Below are 16,821 nucleotides of genomic sequence, written 5' to 3' on the forward strand. Positions count from 1 at the left end.
TCTTCGAAACTTCATGTTTATGCAAATCCTCTTTGCAAGGACATTTCGTTGCAGCGGTGGGAGGATTTATCAGCAAGAAAACGCTCTGCGAAATGCGGACATAAAATGAGAGGAACGCGTATGCGTGTCGGTTGCCCGAAGGAAATCAAGAACCATGAATATCGCGTCGGCCTGACGCCGGCTTCGGTCAGAGAATATGTCGCCCATGGCCATGAGGTATGGGTGGAAACGAAGGCAGGTGCCGGCATCGGTGCCGATGATGCCGCCTATGTGGCCGCTGGCGCGAAGATCGCCGCCTCCGCCAAGGATATTTTCGAAAAGTGCGACATGATCGTCAAGGTCAAGGAGCCGCAGCCCTCGGAATGGGCGCAACTCCGCGACGGTCAGCTCCTCTACACCTATCTGCATCTCGCGCCCGATCCGGAACAGACTAAGGGTCTGCTCGCATCCGGCGTTACTGCAATCGCCTATGAGACGGTAACCGACGATCGCGGTGGCCTGCCGCTCCTGGCGCCGATGTCCGAAGTCGCCGGTCGACTTTCGATCCAGGCCGGCGCCACCGCGCTGCAAAAGGCCAATGGCGGCCTTGGCATCCTGCTCGGAGGCGTGCCCGGCGTTCTCCCGGCCAAGGTTGCGATCATCGGCGGCGGCGTCGTCGGCCTGCATGCCGCCAAGATGGCTGCCGGTCTCGGCGCCGATGTCAGCATTCTCGACAAGTCGCTGCCGCGCCTGCGCCAGCTCGACGATATCTTCAATGGCCGCATTCACACGCGCTATTCCAGCATCCAGGCACTGGAAGAGGAGGTCTTTACTGCTGATCTGGTCATCGGTGCCGTGCTGATCCCCGGCGCTGCCGCACCAAAGCTTGTGACCCGCGAAATGCTCTCCGGCATGAAGAAGGGCTCCGTCATCGTCGACGTCGCCATCGACCAGGGTGGCTGCTTCGAAACCTCGCACGCAACGACGCATTCCGAACCGACCTATGTCGTCGACGGCGTCGTGCATTATTGCGTCGCCAACATGCCGGGCGCCGTTCCCGTCACATCAGCCCATGCGCTGAACAATGCGACGCTCGTCCACGGCCTCGCACTGGCCGATCGCGGCCTGCGCGCCATTGCCGAGGACAAGCACCTGCGCAACGGATTGAACGTCCACCGGGGCCGCATCACCAACAAGCCGGTCGCGGATGCGCTTGGTTACGAGGCAGTGGCTCCTGAAAGCGCACTGAACGTAGCGTAAACCAGCTGACTCAAGGTCAGGCAAGGGCGCCAGCTTCCGCAAGGGCTGGTGCCTTTATTTTGTCGATCCGGCACTGATAGCAATTGTTGCGTGCGGAGCGTACATGCACGTAGGCGATATCGGGCCGTGCGAGCAATTCGGCCGCATAGGAAGGAATTCTGTCGATCGGCGTCACCGCGCCGGTGCCGTAGACGATCCTGTCGCTCTCGCCGTAGCCGCGGACAATGAAATCCGGGCTCGTAGTCAGGACGGGAGGCAGGACCTCGTCGGAAGAATAGCGCTGACAGGGCTGCTTGTGCAGGAAGACCGGCCCGGTTTCGGCATAGGGCTGCAGTTCCGGAAAGGGGCGATAGGCAAAGACGAACAGCTCTTCGCCAGCGCCGATATTGCGCAGACAATGCCGGCACGGGTGGCCCGGACCATCGGAGATCATTGTTTCCGGCAGACGTCCGTAGGCATCGCGGCCGCCGCTCCACAGCGCTTCTGCATCAGCTGTCGGCATGGCTGAAAATTGAATGTTGTTCATGGCAAATCTCCTCATGAGCTTTGCCATAGTGTCTGCCCTTGCGGCCGTCCAAACCACCCGATTCTTGCCTGAAACCGGGAAGGTTTGGGCGCTGCTCGATCAGCCGCGTCGGGCTATTTCCAGCAGTTCCTTGTCGCTTAATGGTCTGACGATCCCGGTGCCGGTGGAGACGGGAGAAAAACCGAACATCTGGTAGAGCTGCAATGCCCGCGGATGGTCGAGATTGTTGGTGGTCGTCGTGACCTTTTGCGGGTTCAGCGTCCAGATCGCGTAGAGAGCCTGGAGCAGGAACCATTTGCCGATGCCGAGGCCGAGCGCGTGCTCGAAGAGCCCGAAATGGCTGAGCTCGATCGTATCCTCGTCCTCGCAGAGATATTCGTAGAAACCGGCCGGCGCGCCATTGACGTAGAGCACGCTGATATTGTTGCGCTTGTCGTGCAGGGCGGCGGTCAACTCCTCGTCGCTCATCCGCAGACGGTCGACCCACTGCCAGCGCGCCCCGACCTGTCGATAGAGATAGCGATAGAAAGGCAGTGGAATGGCCGGTGCGCGCATGATCGCCGTCTGGATATTGACGGGCACGGGCAGGCTTGCCTTCGGCGGCGCGACCATTTCAAGCCGCGTGATATGGGCCTTGAGCGAGGCGGGCGTCTTTCCCATGGCGTCAGGCTTTGACCGCTGCAGGAGGACCGGTAACGACAGGCGTATCCTCGCGGCTGCCCCATTCGCTCCAGGAGCCGTCATAGAGCTTGTTGTCGGTATGTCCGAGCGATTCCAGCGCCAGCGTGATGATTGCTGCGGTAATACCCGATCCGCAGGAGGTAACGACCGGTTTCGAAAGATCGATACCGGCATCCTCGATCGTCTGCTTCAGTTCCGGCAGCGATTTGAAACGGCCCTGGTTTGCGAAAACGCCCGAAGGCAGGCTGCGGGCACCTGGCATATGGCCGGAGCGCATGCCGGCGCGCGGTTCCGGTTCGCTGGCCGCGAAACGGCCGGCGCTACGGGCATCGGCGATCTGCAGGGCGCCGCTTGAAACGATATCGCGCATCTGCTCGAGGTGAACGACGCGGTCGGAATCGTAATTCGTCTTGAAACTCGCCGGCGCATATTGTGGCGTTTCGATTTCGAGCGGCCGGCCTTCAGCCTTCCATCCGTCCAGTCCGCCGTCGAGCACGAAGACATTCTTTGCACCCATGACCCGGAACAGCCACCACACACGCGGGGAGGCGAACATGCCGATGCCGTCATAGACGACAATACGGTCATTCTCGCTGATGCCGAGTTTGCCGACTTCGGCGGCGAAATGATCGGGCGAGGGGATCGTGTGCGGCAGGTTCGTCGAGTGGTCGGCGATTTTGTCCTGATCGAAGCGGATCGCACCCGGAATATGGCCGGCGGCATATTCTGCATCGGCATCGCGCTTCTGCGCCGGCAGATAGAAGGATGCGTCGAGCACGCGCAGATCGGATTTGCCGAGTTCAGCCTGTAGCCAGTCGGCCGAAACGACGAAACGGCTCTTGGTGTCGCTCATGATGATCTCCCCAAAAATATCGTCTATCAGGCTTCGTCGCCGGGCGTGCCGAAGCGAATGCGGAAGCGCCTGTTCTCTTTGCCCTTCTTCTCGATCTTGGCAATATGAATCTGGCCGACTTCCTGAGTTTCCGAAACATGCGTGCCGCCGCAGGGCTGGCTGTCAATAGCTGAATTCTCTCCGATACAGACGAGGCTGACACGGCCAAGACCAACAGGAGGACGCACATTCTTCGACTTGACGATGCCGGGATTGGCGGCGAGCTCCTCATCCGTGATCCACTGAACATAGACAGGATGGTTCTGGTTGACGAGGTCCATCAGCCTGGCCGTCACCTCGTCCTTGTCGATCGTGTCGCTCATGTCGAAATCGACGCGGCTTTCATCCTCGCCGACAGCAGCACCGGTAATCGGATAGGAGCAGACGACTGAAAGAAGATGGCAGGCCGTATGCATGCGCATCAGCCTGTAACGGCGCGGCCAGTCGATGTGCACAACCAGCTTTTCGCCGACCTCCGGCCGCGGCTCGCCCTCCTGCGGCACATGAATGACGATGTCCTTGGTCGCACCATGTTTCGCCTGGCCAAGCCCTATCCTGGAGCCGTCAGCCCGTTCGAAGAAGCCTGTGTCGCCCGGCTGCCCGCCAGACGTCGCGTAAAAGCAAGTCTGGTCCAGCTCGATGCCCCCGTCCTCGTGGACGGCCGTGACGACCGCTTCACATGTGGAAAGGTAGAAGTCGTCACGGTAGAGGGCATTGACTGGCATGGAGGCTCACGCTGCGGGTTCGTAGGGTATTCTGATATCCGTCGAGCCGACCATCCAGGCAGGAATGGGAAGACCCTTGGACGAAAGGAAGTCCGGATTGAAAAGCTTGGACTGATAGCGGTTGCCATAATCGCAGAGGATTGTCACGACCGTATGGCCGGGACCGAGATCTTGGGCGAGGCGAACCGCACCGGCAATGTTGATCGCCGTGGAGCCGCCAAGGCAAAGCCCCTCATGTTCGACCAGATCGAAGAGGTAGGGGAGCGATTCGGCATCGGTGACGTGATAAGAGAAATCGGGCGTGAAGCCTTCCAGGTTGGCGGTAATGCGCCCCTGGCCAATACCTTCCGTGATCGACGATCCCTCCGACTTCAGCGCGCCGTTCGCGTAGAATTCGTAGAGCGCGGCACCCTCGGGATCTGCGATGCCGATCTTGATGTCCTTGTTGAAGCCCCTGAGGCCCGCGGCAACACCGGCAAGCGTTCCGCCCGAACCGACCGAGCAGATGAAGCCGTCGACCTTGCCATCCGTATCTTTCCAGATCTCGGGTGCGGTGGTTTCGATATGGGCCTGGCGGTTGGCAACGTTGTCGAACTGGTTCGCCCAGATCGCGCCGTTCGGCTCGCTCTTGGCAAGCTGTTCGGCAAGGCGACCCGAAACCTTCACATAGTTGTTCGGGTTCTTGTAGGGAACCGCCGGAACTTCGACGAGCTCGGCGCCGAGCAGGCGCAGCGCGTCCTTCTTTTCCTGGCTCTGCGTTTCCGGGATGACGATGACGGTACGATAGCCGAGCGCCTTGGCAACGAGCGTCAGGCCAATTCCGGTATTGCCCGCCGTACCCTCGACGATGACACCGCCAGGCTTCAGCAGGCCCTTCCTCTCGGCGTCACGGATGATATAGAGCGCCGCTCGGTCCTTCACCGACTGGCCGGGATTGAGGAATTCGGCCTTGCCGAGAATGGTGCAGCCGGTTGCCTCGGAAACACCCTTGAGCTTGATGAGGGGCGTATTGCCGATAGCCTCGATTACGGAGGGGTGGAAGGTCATGGAATCTGCCTCGTTTACGCATAGTTTAGGAACGGTCTTTTCCCTTCACAAGGCGGCGTTGGCAAGAAATCCTATTCCATGCCTTTCAGGCACGCGATAAAATTAGTCTTTCCCTTCCAGCCCATTGCCGTCTCCAGGCGCGCCGGTGATCCGAAGATTGACTTTCGGCGTATGGATGACGACAAAGCAAGCACGGGCGCAGGAACAAGGCGTGACCGAATCTGACATGGTTCACGAGCATATCGACACGATCGATGCATTGATGGCGCATTATGTTGCCGGCTCCCTCCCGGAGCCGGCCCGCGTACTCGTGGAATCCCATCTCGAAATGAAGGCGGACAATCGCGGCCTTGTGGCCGACCTTGAACGGTTGGCCGGAGACGCTCTGGAAAGCACGCCGGCAAGCCCGATCAGCGACCGAGATGCGAAGCTTGCGGCAATCTTCGGCTCGAAGGCTCCTGCGTCCCCTCCGAAGCCCCCGTCACGTCCGCGGGGCGCTCTTTTTCCACGTGCCTTGCGCAATCTCGTCGGTTTCGAAGCTGACGACGTGCCGTGGCGCAAGCGCCTTCCGGGCTTCAAGGAATATGCGACCGATATCGACGGCTGCGAAGTCAGCCTGATGTGGATACGGCCGGGCCGAGCGCTGCCTGCCCACACGCATGCGGGCATGGAACTGATCCTCATCCTCGATGGCGCCTTCCACGACGAGCGCGGCCGTTTCGGGCCGGGAGATATCTCGGTTGCGGATGCCACGATCGACCATCGCCCCGTCGCCGAGAAGGATCGGCCCTGCATCGCCTTTGCCGTTTCGGACGGTCCGATCAAGCTCACCGGCTCCTTCCGGCAGATCATTGGCGATCTCATCGGCTGAAAGCAGCCACAATGCTGTGATAGAGCCATTGTCCCGGGAGAGATGGGGGAGCTTCCGGACTGTGTTCGTATTCAAATCGGCAGACCGGAGGAAGTGTCATGCGTAATTTCATCGCGCGCCCGGAGCATGGTATCGTCTGGATTTCCGGCGCGAGTTCCGGAATAGGCCGAGCGCTGGCGCTGAAGCTCGCAGGCGAGGGATACGGGGTTGCCGTCACCGCCCGCAATCACGAAAAACTGGTGGAATTGCAGGCCGAGGCATCAGGATTGCCCGGCAGCATCATCGTGCTCGACGGCGATGTGACCGACGCCGAAGACATGGAACATGTCATGGCCTCGATCGAATACGAGCATGGCGCGCTCGCCATGGCCATCCTCTGCGCAGGCGTCTATCAGCCCGTTCACGGCGAGGATCTGAACAGAGCCGATTTCGAGGAGACTTTTGCCGTCAACCTGTCAGGCGTCGTCAATTGCCTCCTGCCGGCGCTCCGCCACATGAAGGGGAAGGGGCAGGGACAGGTCGCCATCGTTTCCTCGGTGACCGGCTACACGGGATTGCCGACCAGTGCCGCCTACGGCGCGACCAAGGCTGCCCTGATCAACATGGCCGAAAGCCTGAAATTCGACCTCGACAAGATCGGCATCCGTATCCAGCTGATCAATCCGGGTTTTGTCGACACGCCGGCAACGCGCAAGAATGCCTTTCCGATGCCGGCACTGATTTCGCCTGAGGTCGCCGCGGAGCGCATTGCGGCAGGCCTGAAGACGCAGGCGTTCGAGATCACTTTCCCCCGGCATTTCACCTACATGCTGAAGTTCCTGCGGATACTGCCTTACGGTCTCTATTTCCCGCTGGTCAACCGTTTCACAGGCTGGCGAGAGCGGCCTCTAGATAGAGGCCACCGGCCGGCGACACCGCATCCGGCTGAATGATCAGCGGCGCGAAAAAACCACCTGCCGCACATCGATATTGCGGGCGCGGAAGCCGGCCTCACAATAGAACAGGTAGAATTCCCAGAGCCGCTTGAACCGGTCGTCGAAACCCATCGGCCGGAGCTTGTGCCACACGGACCAGAAGCGCTCGCGCCATTCCGCGAGCGTACGGGCATAATCGAGGCCGAAGCCGAAGTCCCTGACCAGTGACAGGTCCATCTTCTTGCCGAGTTCGGCAAGGTGATGACGCGTCGGCAGCATGCCGCCGGGGAAGACGTATTTCTGGATGAAGTCCGGATTGCTGCGATACTGCTCGAAAGATTCGGGCCGGATAGTGATGATCTGCAGCCCTGCCTTGCCGCCGGGCTTCAGACATTGTCTGAGTTTGGAAAAATAGGCCGGCCAGTATTTCTCGCCCACGGCCTCGAACATCTCGATGGAAACGATGCGATCGTAGACACCGGTCTCGTCGCGATAGTCCTGGAACCGGAAATCAACCTTGTCGCCTAGCCCTGCCTTGCTGATGCGCTCCTGTGCGAAGGCAAGCTGCTCACGGCTGATGGTCAGTCCGGTCACCCGGCAGTTCAGTTCGCTGGCCGCGAATTCCGCAAAGCCACCCCACCCGCAACCGATCTCGAGCACATGATCACCGGGCTTGATGCCGGTCGCTTCCGCCAGCGCCCGATACTTGGCGCTCTGTGCCGATTGCAGGTCATTGGCACCGGTCGAATAAAGCGCTGACGAATAGGTCATGCTCGGATCGAGCCATTGCTTGTAGAAGTCATTGCCGAGGTCATAGTGGGCCGAGATATTGCGCCTGGACCCGGCCTTGGTGTTGGCATTCATCCAATGGCGGATGCGTTCCACGAAGCGGCCGACACCGCTCGTGCCATAAGAATAACTGTATGCGGCCTCGCCGTTCACGAGAAACAGCTCGAGGAAGGCGGTGATATCGGGGCTATCCCAGTCGCCATCCATGTAGGTCTCTGCGATCCCGATGGTGCCGCTGGTCAGAGCCCGGTCGGGAAGGTTCCAATTCCGGAGCGTGAGCGCTGCATTCGGTCCGGCGGCCTCGCCCCTGATCAACACCTTGCGCCCGTCGGGCAGCGTGACGGCAAGGGACCCTTGCTGTATGCCCAGCAAACCGCGCAGCGCAAGCTTCGCCTTGAACGGCAGGTCTCTGACGATGCGCGAAATATTCTCCGCCGTCAGCGTTACCGCGTCCCGGGTCGCTTGGTTCAAGTCCTGTATATTGCTCACCGTCCGTCCTCCCGTATTTTGGGGCCGGTCAGGACAATGCTTGCGCCTCTCCTCCGGCGATTGCGACAAACGCTAAATTCATTCCGCAGCTTCTGCAAGCCGGCTTGCCGGCTTCACGCTGACAGGCGGAGGAGGTGGTGGCCGGCGAACGTAGATAGCGCCTTTCAGCCAGAGTTTCAGAGCCTCCCAGTGAATGCCGGCCATGATCTTGACGGTCAGGAAGGGAGTGGTTGTGAGAAGAAAACCGAGCGTCCGGCCAGTCAGCGGCTTTTTCCGGCCGGCGAACGTTGCGGCAAGAAGCGGTCCGTCCGCATCGGTTTCCAGGATGCGCCAGCGGATTTCCTGGCCGGGCGGCAGCATGCGGAAATGATAGCGCATTCCAATGCCAATGAAGGGAGAAACGTAAAAGAGCTTTTCGCAGGTCTGACGAAGACCGCTTTCGAAGATTTCATCCTCCTCGACGGGGCAGACATAGCTATGCCGCTCGCCGAACGTGTTGCGCACCTCGTAGATCAGCGCAATCACTGAATCCTTCTCGTCATAAGCATAATAGACGGAAAGCGGATTGAAGACGTAGCCGAAGATCCGCGGATAGCAGACGAGCAGGATTTTGGCCGGTCGCTCGACACAGGCATCTGCAAGCAGGCCATCGGCATGGGAGCGCAGCTTTCCACCTGCTGCATGGTCTTCTTCATGGAACGAGACGAGATTGCTTCGGTTGACCGAAAACAGCGTCGATTGCCTGTCGGCTTCTTCCAAACGGTCGAGATCGATAGCAAGCGAAAACACCCGATACTGGAAGCGATGGCCAAACGGTTTCATGCGCTGATGCATGACATTGCCTACATAAAGCACTGCCGCTGCGTCCGGCGGACGACCGTTTCGCGTCACGCTGACGCCATATCTCGATGCGTCGGGGCTTTTGCGCGATGCCATCATGCCATCGCTTCCAGTATCGTTTCACGGGGGGAGGGTCGGTTGGTTCGCCAGGGTGTGATGCCGCCCAGAGCTTCCGCCGCCGCAAGGCCGGAGACAAGTCCATCTTCGTGGAAGCCATATCCGGTCCAGGCGCCTGCGAAATAGCAATTGTTCTTTCCCTGGATGACCGCGATCGCCTGCTGTGCTGCCATCGCTTCGGCGGAAAACTGCGGATGCTCATAGGTAAACTCGGCAAAGACCTTGCGGCTATCGGGTTCGCGATCCGGGTTCAGCGTAACGAAGAGCGGGAAATTCGGATCGATGCCCTGCAGCCTGTTCATCCAGTAGGTAACAGCTACACCCGCCCCACCGTCGCCATGGCTCGAGCGCAGATAGTTCCAGGAGGCCCATATCTTGCGCCGCGTCGGCATCAGACTGGCATCACGGTGCAGGATAACGCGGTTAGGTTGATAGGGGACGGCAGCGAGCAGGCGCTTTTCCTGATCAGCCGCATCGATCAGCAGGCGCGAGGTCTGGTCGCTGTGGCAGGCGAAGATCACCTTGTCGAAGAAAGCCTCGCCGCCGGCTTCGTCGATGAGGATGACGCCCTTCGCCTTGCGTATTACGCCGCGCACCCCGCAGCCAAGTCTTACCTTGTCGCCAAGCGGTGACAGAAGCCTTTTCAGATAGTTGCGGCTGCCGCCGGTGACGGTGCGCCACTGATGCTGGTGGCGGTAGATCAGCCGGTGATTGTCGAAGAAATTGACGAAATGTTCGGCGGGAAATTGCAGCATGCGCGCTGATGGCGTCGACCAGATCGCCGCCGCCATGGGCACCAGATAGTTGTTGGTGAAACCGGGCGAGAAGCCGCGCCAGTCGAGGTAATCGCCGATCGAGCGCGAGGCGAGATGCCCGGCTGCCCGATCTTCCAGGCAGGTCCGGTTGAAGCGCAGGATCTCGCGGATCATCCAGAGGAAGGAAGGGTTCAGCAGATTGCGCTTCTGCGCGAATATCGACGAGAGCCCGCCGCCGCTCCACTCCAGCCTGCCCTGATCGAGCGACAGCGAAAAGCTCATGTCGCTGGCATGCGTGTCGACGCCGAGTTCCGCAAAGAGCGCGGTCAGATTGGGATAATTGTGCTCGTTGTAGACGATGAAGCCGGTGTCGACTGGAATGCTCAACCCGTCATAATCGACATCGACCGTTGCCGTATGGCCGCCCGGCCGGACATCCTTCTCATAAAGCGTCACGTCATGAACAGGATTGAGCGCCCAGGCAGCCGATGCACCCGATATGCCCGATCCTATGACCGCGACCTTGAGCCGGCGTGGCAGCGAAGGAACATGCGCGTTCATGCTGCATCCTTTATGGCGTTATAGACCTTCAGCGCCCGCCGGCGCGCAGTGGCATGATCGACGATGGGTTGGGGATAGGTTTCACCAAGCGTGACACCAGCTTTTTCAAGCACGCTCGCGGGTGCCTCGAACGGCCGGTGGATATATTTGTCCTCCAGATTTTCGAGCTCGGGCACGAACTGCCTGATATAGCTGCCGTCCGCATCGAATTTTTCGCCCTGCAGAACCGGGTTGAAGATGCGGAAGAAGGGAGAGGCATCGGCGCCTGAACCTGCCACCCATTGCCAGCTGGCCGCATTGTTGGCCGGGTCCGCATCGACGAGTGTGTCGCGGAACCAGGCTTCGCCTCGGCGCCAGTCGACCAGCAGGTCCTTGATGAGAAACGAGGCTGTAATCATCCGGACGCGGTTATGCATCCAGCCATGGCGCCAAAGCTGGCGCATGCCTGCGTCGATGATGGGATAGCCCGTCTGGCCGTTGCACCAGGCATGGAATCCGTCTTCATCCTGTCGCCAGCCGAAACCGTCGAAACTGTCGTTCCAGTTGGCGCTTGCAAGTTTGGGAAAATGGAAGAGCAGGTGGTAGGAAAACTCCCGCCATGCCAGTTCCTTGCGAAAGCGCACGATATCGTCGGATGGGATGCTGCGGGAAAGGCCCTTTGTCGCCTCCCAGATACGCGCTGGCGAAATCTCGCCGAGTGCCAGATGCGGAGAGAGCAGGGACGTTGCCGCCTTGCCGGGGAAATCCCGGTCAGCCGAGTAACCCGGAAGAGCGTTTTCGACGAACTCCCGGAGCTTTTGGTGGGCAGCGGCTTCCCCCGGCGTCCACATGTCGGGGAAGGACTTCGCCCAGTTCGGCTTGCGTGGCAGAAACTTGAAAGAGGCGAGCGTTTCAGATGCGGGAAACTCTTTGGGGAAGCGGAAGCGTTGAGGCATGTCGACAGGCGCTTCCGGCTCTCCATCTTCTTCGAGTGCCCGCCAGAACGGCGTATAGACGCGATAGGGCGTGCCGCCTGATGTCTTGAGTTTCGTCGGTTCATGCAGGAGCTGGCCGCCGAAGCTGCGCACCTCGATTGCCTGCTTTTCGAGTTCATGCTTGAGGCGCGTGTCGATCGCAATGCCGGGCGGATCGTAGCGACGGTTCCAGAATACCGCTTCCGCACCGCTTCGCCTGACGAAGTCGCCCAGCACGTTTCGGGCATGGCCGCTGGCCAGGACGAGCTTGCCGTCACGTTTTCTAAGCGCGCCATCGAGCGCATGCAGCGAATGGTGCAGCCACCATGCCTGAGCCGAACCGAGCGGCCCGGTGCCGTCTTCCCCGTGTTCGCGAATATAAAGTGGAATAACCGGCCGCCCCGATGCGCATGCCGCCTGGAGTGCCCTGTTGTCGTCAAGGCGCAGATCCTTGCGAAACCACACGATCACCGGTCTTGCAACAATATCCCGTGCCAATGGCTGCTCCCTGTCCTGCCTCTCCTGTCTGTTACGGAAGTACGGGGCAATCGGATCAGGAGTTTCATGAAGCACGCATGAAAAAGGCCGGTCGAGCCGGCCTCTCTCAACGAACGGGTCTTTGCCCGATCAGTTGTCGTATTCGCGGCATGCCTCACTGATCGAAGCGCCGCTTTCGCCGCCGCGCGTATCGACACCCGTGTTCTGCTGCGCCATGCCGGGGCAATCGATGGCCTGGCCGCCGATGCTCTGTGTCGTGGCCGGATCGACCGCGCTTGAGGGAACCGGATGAATGCCGTTGCTGTCACTCGTATAATCCGAGGAGTAATTGCCCGAGCCCGGGTCCGTGGAGCCGCCGTTGGTCGGGCCGATAGTGTCGGGATTGGACTGGGCAAATGCCGACGAAGCCATGCCGATGGCAAGCAACGAAGCGGCGATAAGGGATTTACGCATGGGAGCTATCCTCCTTCGATTTTCATCTTTGGTGACATGTGCCTAACCCGCGAGGCGATTGCTTGTTCCGAAATTTAAGCGGCGCGGTTGAAGTGATTGCGATGGTTACGCGTAAACCTTAACCGCGAAAGCCGCTTTGCCTCCGCCCTTCCTTGCCTTACCTGCGCAGTGAATCCCCGTTTACGGCATGAGGCCGCCATGTTCATTTCACTGCGCGAGGCAGGCGATCTCTGCCTTCAGATGGTACTTGCTCTCGCCTTGACCTTGGGCGGCATGGCGCTCGCTTCCACCGTCGTAAAGGCCACCGAGCAGCGGGTTGCCGCCATCGATGTCAACCGCCCGTTGCTCTGGTCTGCCGGCCCCGTCCGCGTCGAAAGCATTCAGCTTTTTGCCGGGCGAGAAATGGCTGCGGGCGAGAGCACAGGCTGCCACGATGCAATCGGCCTCAGAATATCCTGCGACCTGGCGACTTTTTCGTCGAGCAGCAATTTCTGATCCGGCGATGGATTTTCCAGCTTTCTTCCGGGTTTTGGAGCTTCATTTCTTTAGTCTATAAAATTTATGGATAATTCTGGCCGAGATGCGTTGCAGCAGCCTGCTGCGCCTGCGCCAGGAGACAGCAATGACAAAAATCCTGATCGTGCCGGGTCTGTTCGGTTCCGACGAGGGGCATTGGCAGCACTTTTGGCTTGATGATGTGCCGCAGAGCCGGCTGGTCGGCCAGGACGATTGGAATCATGCTCGTCTGGACCGCTGGATGGAGCGGCTGGAACAGGCACTGCTGGAAGCTGGAGAGGCCTATATCATTGCCCATAGCCTCGGCTGCATCCTGACGGCGAGGCTTGCCGACCGGCCAGTGGCACGCAGGATCAAGGGAGCGCTTCTGGTTGCCCCCTGCGATTTGCCGGCCACGGAAAGGCTGCATCCCGGGTCGCTCGCTTTCGGCCCCATGCCGACTACCCCGCTTCCCTTTCCGAGCCTCACCGTCGGCAGTCTCGACGACAAATACATGTCGCTCGACCGTTTGAGCTTCTACACCCGCCTCTGGAAAACCGAAGTTCGCAATATCGGGCTTGCAGGCCATATCAATATCGCCAGCGGTTTTGGCCGCTGGACCGGCGGCTATACGCTGTTTGATGTGGTGAAAGGCAAGGCGAAGGCAAAGAGACCACAGATATCCCCGCATGCCACGACCGCGGCATCGGCCTGACATTTTATCGGGATACGCGCAAGAAACGGGTTGAACTTGCACCCTCGCGATACGATTCTGATACCTGATGGAATGTGAGGGCTTCACCATGGCTCAGAAAGTGCATCAATACCTGATCTTTGAAACCGCAGGCGGCTTTTGCGGCATCGCCTGGAGCGATGCTGGCGTGACGCGGTTCCAGCTGCCCACGAAAAGCGCCGATTCGACAGAACGCTTGTTGCTGCGTCGTCTGCCGGCTGCCGAACCGGGCAAGCCGACGCCGCAGATTTTGGACGCTGTTGCTGCGGTAAAGCGTTACTTCGAAGGCGAAGAAATCGACTTCTCCAGTGTCGCCGTTGACCTTGACGGCCAAGACGCATTTTTCCGCGATATCTATGCCGCCGCGCGCCGTATCGGCTGGGGCCGCACGACGACCTACGGCACCCTGGCGAAGGAGCTCGGGGTGGGACCGGAGGCAGCGCGCGACGTAGGCCAGGCGATGGCGAAGAATCCTGTCGCGCTCATCATTCCCTGCCATCGTGTGCTGGCGGCAGGTGGAAAGATCGGTGGCTTTTCGGCGCCTGGCGGTTCGACGTCCAAGCTTCGCATGCTGGAGCTCGAAGGCGTGCATGTCGGTCCACCGCCTCCTGCCCAGCAATCCCTCGATTTCTGAGATCTATCGCAAGCAAGTGCTTGGAATACGGCGGAAAACCTCGCTATAAATCTCTGTCTATAGCGAGGTTTTTTCATGAAGAAGATTTTCAACCCGCCATCCGTCCGCCGTCCCTTCGGAAATTACAATCACGGTCTGCTCATACCGCCGGGCGCATCCTTGCTGGTCACGTCAGGTCAGCTCGGCATCGGCCTCGATGAAAAGATTCCTGAGGATGTGACGGCCCAGGCCGAGCTCTGCTTCGAAGCGATCAAGGCGATCCTCGCCGAGGCCGAGATGAGTTTTGCTGATGTCATCCGCATTTCCGGCTTCGTGACGAAGCGGGAAGACTTCCCGGCCTATATGGCGGTGCGCGACCGCTTCACGCTCGATCCGAAACCCGTTTCGACGCTCATTATCATCAACGGCTTTACCCGGCCGGAATTCCTGGTGGAAGTGGAAGTAACGGCGGCGAAGGTTTTCTAGGATTTGATCGCAAGCTCCGCGGTGATCACGACGGGGCAGCGCACCGGCGCGGCAGCAGCGCCCATGGCGGTGCGCGCATGCTGGCCGATATCGGCGCCGAAGAGATCGACCACCATGCGGGGTGCGCCCGGTGAGGTGTACCGATGCAAGCCGCCCCTAAAATCGCTCCATCGCGTCCTTCACTTTCGCCAGGAACGCTGCCCGTGTCTCCGGGGTGCAGTTGTTCATGTCGTAATGGGCGAGAAAGGTAACCGGCTTGAACGGGTCGATCTGCGCCCGCAAGACACGCTTCACGATCTTCTTTGGCGGATTGCCGGCAACGAAGGCGCGGAAAGGTGTCGCGCCATAGGTCAGCACCGCCCCAAGCTTCTTGATATGCCGCAGGCGGGATTCGACCTTGCCGTTCACGAGCGCGAAGGAAACGCCGGGAAGCCAGACCCGGTCGAAATAACCTTTCAGGATCGCCGGGAAGCCGAAATTCCAGACCGGTGTGCAGATGACCAGCGCCTCGGCCCGCTTCAGCCTGTCGACATAGGGTTTCACCAGCGAAATATTGTCGGGATAGTCGTGGTAGACGAGCCGATCATGTTGCGACAGGACGGGATCGAAATTCTCGGCATAGAGATCGCAGGCATCCACTTCATGCCCGGCCTTGGCGAGGCTCTCCAGGGTCTGTCTGTAGAGCGCCTTGCCGTAGCTTTCCTCGACCGGGTGCGAGTGGAGGACAAGAACCCTCATGAAGCCTCCATGACGGCGGCAAGGCCGGGGAAAAGGTAGTTCCTGCCGGCATCGAAATCGAAATTGGGATTCTCCCAGGCGATCATCTTGCCAGGATTGAGCAGCCCCTTCGGATCAGTCTCATGCTTGAAGGCGAGCTGCACCTTGTCGGTGCGCTTCATGCCGCCCTCTTCGAGCGTATAGCGGTGCGGGTTGAAGATCGGGCAGCCATGATCCTGATGGATCTTGATGATCTCTTCCAGCCGCTCCTCTGTCGTATAGCGTACCAGCGGCAGGCCCGAGCACTGGATCTGCCCATCGAACTTGATGAATTCGAGATGACCCGGCACCTCATCGCCGAAGATCTCCACCATCTTTTTCACCTTGGCCACATGATCCGGTCCCGGATACTGCACCTGCAGATAGGTGAAGGTGGGATCGACCTTGAGCGCACGCAGCGTTGTATGGTTCCAGGCTAGCTCATAGGCGTGCGGAATGCCACGCATGCTCTCGACCTTATCGGAGCGGAACATGATTTCGCCCTTCTGCGCTGCCGTGAAAGCCAGGAAAGCATCCATGGAATGCGGCGCGATCATCAGCACGACGATCGACTGGCCCTGGCGGATATAGGGCTTATGGCGGGTGAAATAGTCATGGGGGATAGGGGCCGCGATCGGCGCGATTTCCTTGACGAGAATGCCGTTGCATTTCGCCAGCGCATCGGAGAAGCGCACTGCATCCATGAAGTCATCATAGCCGACCAGCACATCCACCCAGTCATAGGCGGGCGCGAGCGGCATCTCGATTTCCGTGATGATGCCGTTGGTGCCATAGGCATGGCTGACCTTCTGCAGGTCCCAGCCGGTGAGATCGAGCACCCGCGGCTCCGCCTCCATGGTCACGACCCGCAGGCGCAGGATATTGCCGAGATCGCGCAAGCCGCCCCAGGTGATCGAGCCGACACCGCCGGACCCGCCGGCAATGAAGCCGCCGACCGTCGCCGTTTGGGCGGTCGAGGGATGGAAGCGCAACTCCTGGCCGGAATGCGCCTTGGTCTGCTTGTCGAGTTGGGCAATCACGATGCCGGGTTCGCAGATGACGCGGCCGGGATGGATTTCCTTGATCCTGTCCATGGCGGCAAGGTTGAGCACGATACCGCCTGAGAGCGGCATGGCCTGACCGTAATTGCCCGTGCCGGCGCCGCGCGGGGTGACGGGCACGCCATGGGCGAAGGCGACCTTTAGCGTCTGGATGACTTCGGCCTCGTTTTTCGGCGTGACGACGATATCGGCCGTCACATTATCGAGCTGCGCCTTCAGGATTGGCGAATACCAGTAGAAGTCGCGGCTCTTCTGGCGAACGAGCGCCGGATTGTCCTCGATCGCGATACCTTCGAGTTCTTTTTTGATCTTCTGATAATCGGCCAT

19 protein-coding genes are annotated in these 16,821 nt (G+C 59.9%); 7 read left to right on the forward strand and 12 right to left on the reverse strand.

Going from position 1 to position 16,821, the window contains the following annotated elements; genetic code table 11:
- Nucleotides 1-120 precede the first annotated feature (120 nt).
- A complete protein-coding gene (gene ald, locus FHT93_RS00385; RefSeq protein WP_112545185.1) occupies nt 121-1,239 on the forward strand; it encodes an alanine dehydrogenase in 1,119 nt (372 codons plus the stop codon).
- 16 nt (nt 1,240-1,255) lie between these two features.
- Here ald and FHT93_RS00390 read toward each other — a convergent pair whose 3' ends face one another.
- The 5 genes from FHT93_RS00390 to FHT93_RS00410 all read right to left on the reverse strand — a co-directional run bounded on the left by FHT93_RS00390 (nt 1,256) and on the right by FHT93_RS00410 (nt 5,110).
- A complete protein-coding gene (locus FHT93_RS00390) occupies nt 1,256-1,765 on the reverse strand; it encodes a DUF1203 domain-containing protein (RefSeq protein ID WP_183845871.1) in 510 nt (169 codons plus the stop codon).
- Nucleotides 1,766-1,864: 99 nt separating this feature from the next.
- On the reverse strand, nt 1,865-2,425 hold the full coding sequence (locus FHT93_RS00395) for a GNAT family N-acetyltransferase (protein WP_112545183.1): 561 nt from the start codon (nt 2,423-2,425) through the stop codon (nt 1,865-1,867).
- 4 nt (nt 2,426-2,429) lie between these two features.
- Entirely contained in the window at nt 2,430-3,299 is an 870-nt protein-coding gene (gene sseA, locus FHT93_RS00400) for a 3-mercaptopyruvate sulfurtransferase (protein ID WP_112545182.1), read from the reverse strand.
- 26 nt (nt 3,300-3,325) lie between these two features.
- Nucleotides 3,326-4,063 carry an alanyl-tRNA editing protein gene (locus FHT93_RS00405; protein ID WP_113117181.1) on the reverse strand — a complete coding sequence of 246 codons (738 nt, stop codon included), beginning with the start codon at nt 4,061-4,063 and terminating at the stop codon, nt 3,326-3,328.
- A 6-nt stretch (nt 4,064-4,069) separates the two neighbouring features.
- On the reverse strand, nt 4,070-5,110 hold the full coding sequence (locus FHT93_RS00410; protein ID WP_018115452.1) for a cysteine synthase A: 1,041 nt from the start codon (nt 5,108-5,110) through the stop codon (nt 4,070-4,072).
- Nucleotides 5,111-5,321: 211 nt separating this feature from the next.
- Here FHT93_RS00410 and FHT93_RS00415 point away from each other — a divergent pair, with 211 nt between their 5' ends.
- Nucleotides 5,322-5,981 (forward strand): ChrR family anti-sigma-E factor, encoded by a 660-nt coding sequence (locus tag FHT93_RS00415; protein WP_183845872.1) that lies wholly within the window; start codon nt 5,322-5,324, stop codon nt 5,979-5,981.
- 98 nt (nt 5,982-6,079) lie between these two features.
- Nucleotides 6,080-6,913: an SDR family NAD(P)-dependent oxidoreductase gene (locus FHT93_RS00420; RefSeq protein ID WP_183845873.1), complete on the forward strand. Its 834-nt coding sequence runs from the start codon at nt 6,080-6,082 to the stop codon at nt 6,911-6,913.
- Here FHT93_RS00420 and FHT93_RS00425 read toward each other — a convergent pair whose 3' ends face one another.
- From FHT93_RS00425 to FHT93_RS00445, 5 genes are all read right to left on the reverse strand, one after another.
- A complete protein-coding gene (locus FHT93_RS00425; protein WP_112545178.1) occupies nt 6,914-8,173 on the reverse strand; it encodes a cyclopropane-fatty-acyl-phospholipid synthase family protein in 1,260 nt (419 codons plus the stop codon). It lies immediately after the preceding gene.
- A gap of 78 nt (nt 8,174-8,251) precedes the next feature.
- A complete protein-coding gene (locus FHT93_RS00430) occupies nt 8,252-9,112 on the reverse strand; it encodes a DUF1365 domain-containing protein (RefSeq protein WP_183845874.1) in 861 nt (286 codons plus the stop codon).
- Nucleotides 9,109-10,446 carry an FAD-dependent oxidoreductase gene (locus FHT93_RS00435; RefSeq protein WP_183845875.1) on the reverse strand — a complete coding sequence of 446 codons (1,338 nt, stop codon included), beginning with the start codon at nt 10,444-10,446 and terminating at the stop codon, nt 9,109-9,111. Before FHT93_RS00435 ends, FHT93_RS00430 begins: the two co-directional genes overlap by 4 nt.
- Complete coding sequence (locus tag FHT93_RS00440) at nt 10,443-11,897, reverse strand: deoxyribodipyrimidine photo-lyase (RefSeq protein ID WP_183845876.1); 1,455 nt, start codon at nt 11,895-11,897, stop codon at nt 10,443-10,445. The genes FHT93_RS00435 and FHT93_RS00440 overlap by 4 nt, the downstream gene beginning before the upstream one ends.
- 129 nt (nt 11,898-12,026) lie before the next feature.
- Nucleotides 12,027-12,350 (reverse strand): hypothetical protein, encoded by a 324-nt coding sequence (locus tag FHT93_RS00445; RefSeq protein ID WP_112545174.1) that lies wholly within the window; start codon nt 12,348-12,350, stop codon nt 12,027-12,029.
- A gap of 198 nt (nt 12,351-12,548) precedes the next feature.
- Here FHT93_RS00445 and FHT93_RS00450 point away from each other — a divergent pair, with 198 nt between their 5' ends.
- The 4 genes from FHT93_RS00450 to FHT93_RS00465 all read left to right on the forward strand — a co-directional run bounded on the left by FHT93_RS00450 (nt 12,549) and on the right by FHT93_RS00465 (nt 14,677).
- Nucleotides 12,549-12,845 carry a hypothetical protein gene (locus FHT93_RS00450; protein ID WP_183845877.1) on the forward strand — a complete coding sequence of 99 codons (297 nt, stop codon included), beginning with the start codon at nt 12,549-12,551 and terminating at the stop codon, nt 12,843-12,845.
- Between the two features lie 127 nt (nt 12,846-12,972).
- A complete protein-coding gene (locus FHT93_RS00455; protein ID WP_113147986.1) occupies nt 12,973-13,560 on the forward strand; it encodes an alpha/beta hydrolase in 588 nt (195 codons plus the stop codon).
- A gap of 88 nt (nt 13,561-13,648) precedes the next feature.
- Nucleotides 13,649-14,212: a methylated-DNA--[protein]-cysteine S-methyltransferase gene (locus FHT93_RS00460; protein ID WP_183845878.1), complete on the forward strand. Its 564-nt coding sequence runs from the start codon at nt 13,649-13,651 to the stop codon at nt 14,210-14,212.
- Between the two features lie 75 nt (nt 14,213-14,287).
- Nucleotides 14,288-14,677, forward strand: coding sequence for a RidA family protein (locus FHT93_RS00465; RefSeq protein ID WP_112545171.1), 390 nt, complete (start codon nt 14,288-14,290; stop codon nt 14,675-14,677).
- 156 nt (nt 14,678-14,833) lie between these two features.
- Here FHT93_RS00465 and FHT93_RS00470 read toward each other — a convergent pair whose 3' ends face one another.
- Together FHT93_RS00470 and FHT93_RS00475 are read right to left on the reverse strand one after the other, a co-directional pair.
- On the reverse strand, nt 14,834-15,415 hold the full coding sequence (locus tag FHT93_RS00470) for an NAD(P)H-dependent oxidoreductase (protein WP_183845879.1): 582 nt from the start codon (nt 15,413-15,415) through the stop codon (nt 14,834-14,836).
- A complete protein-coding gene (locus FHT93_RS00475) occupies nt 15,412-16,821 on the reverse strand; it encodes an FAD-binding oxidoreductase (RefSeq protein WP_183845880.1) in 1,410 nt (469 codons plus the stop codon). Before FHT93_RS00475 ends, FHT93_RS00470 begins: the two co-directional genes overlap by 4 nt.

Origin of the sequence: Rhizobium sp. BK379, assembly GCF_014193955.1 — a bacterium.
Lineage (GTDB): Bacteria > Pseudomonadota > Alphaproteobacteria > Rhizobiales > Rhizobiaceae > Rhizobium.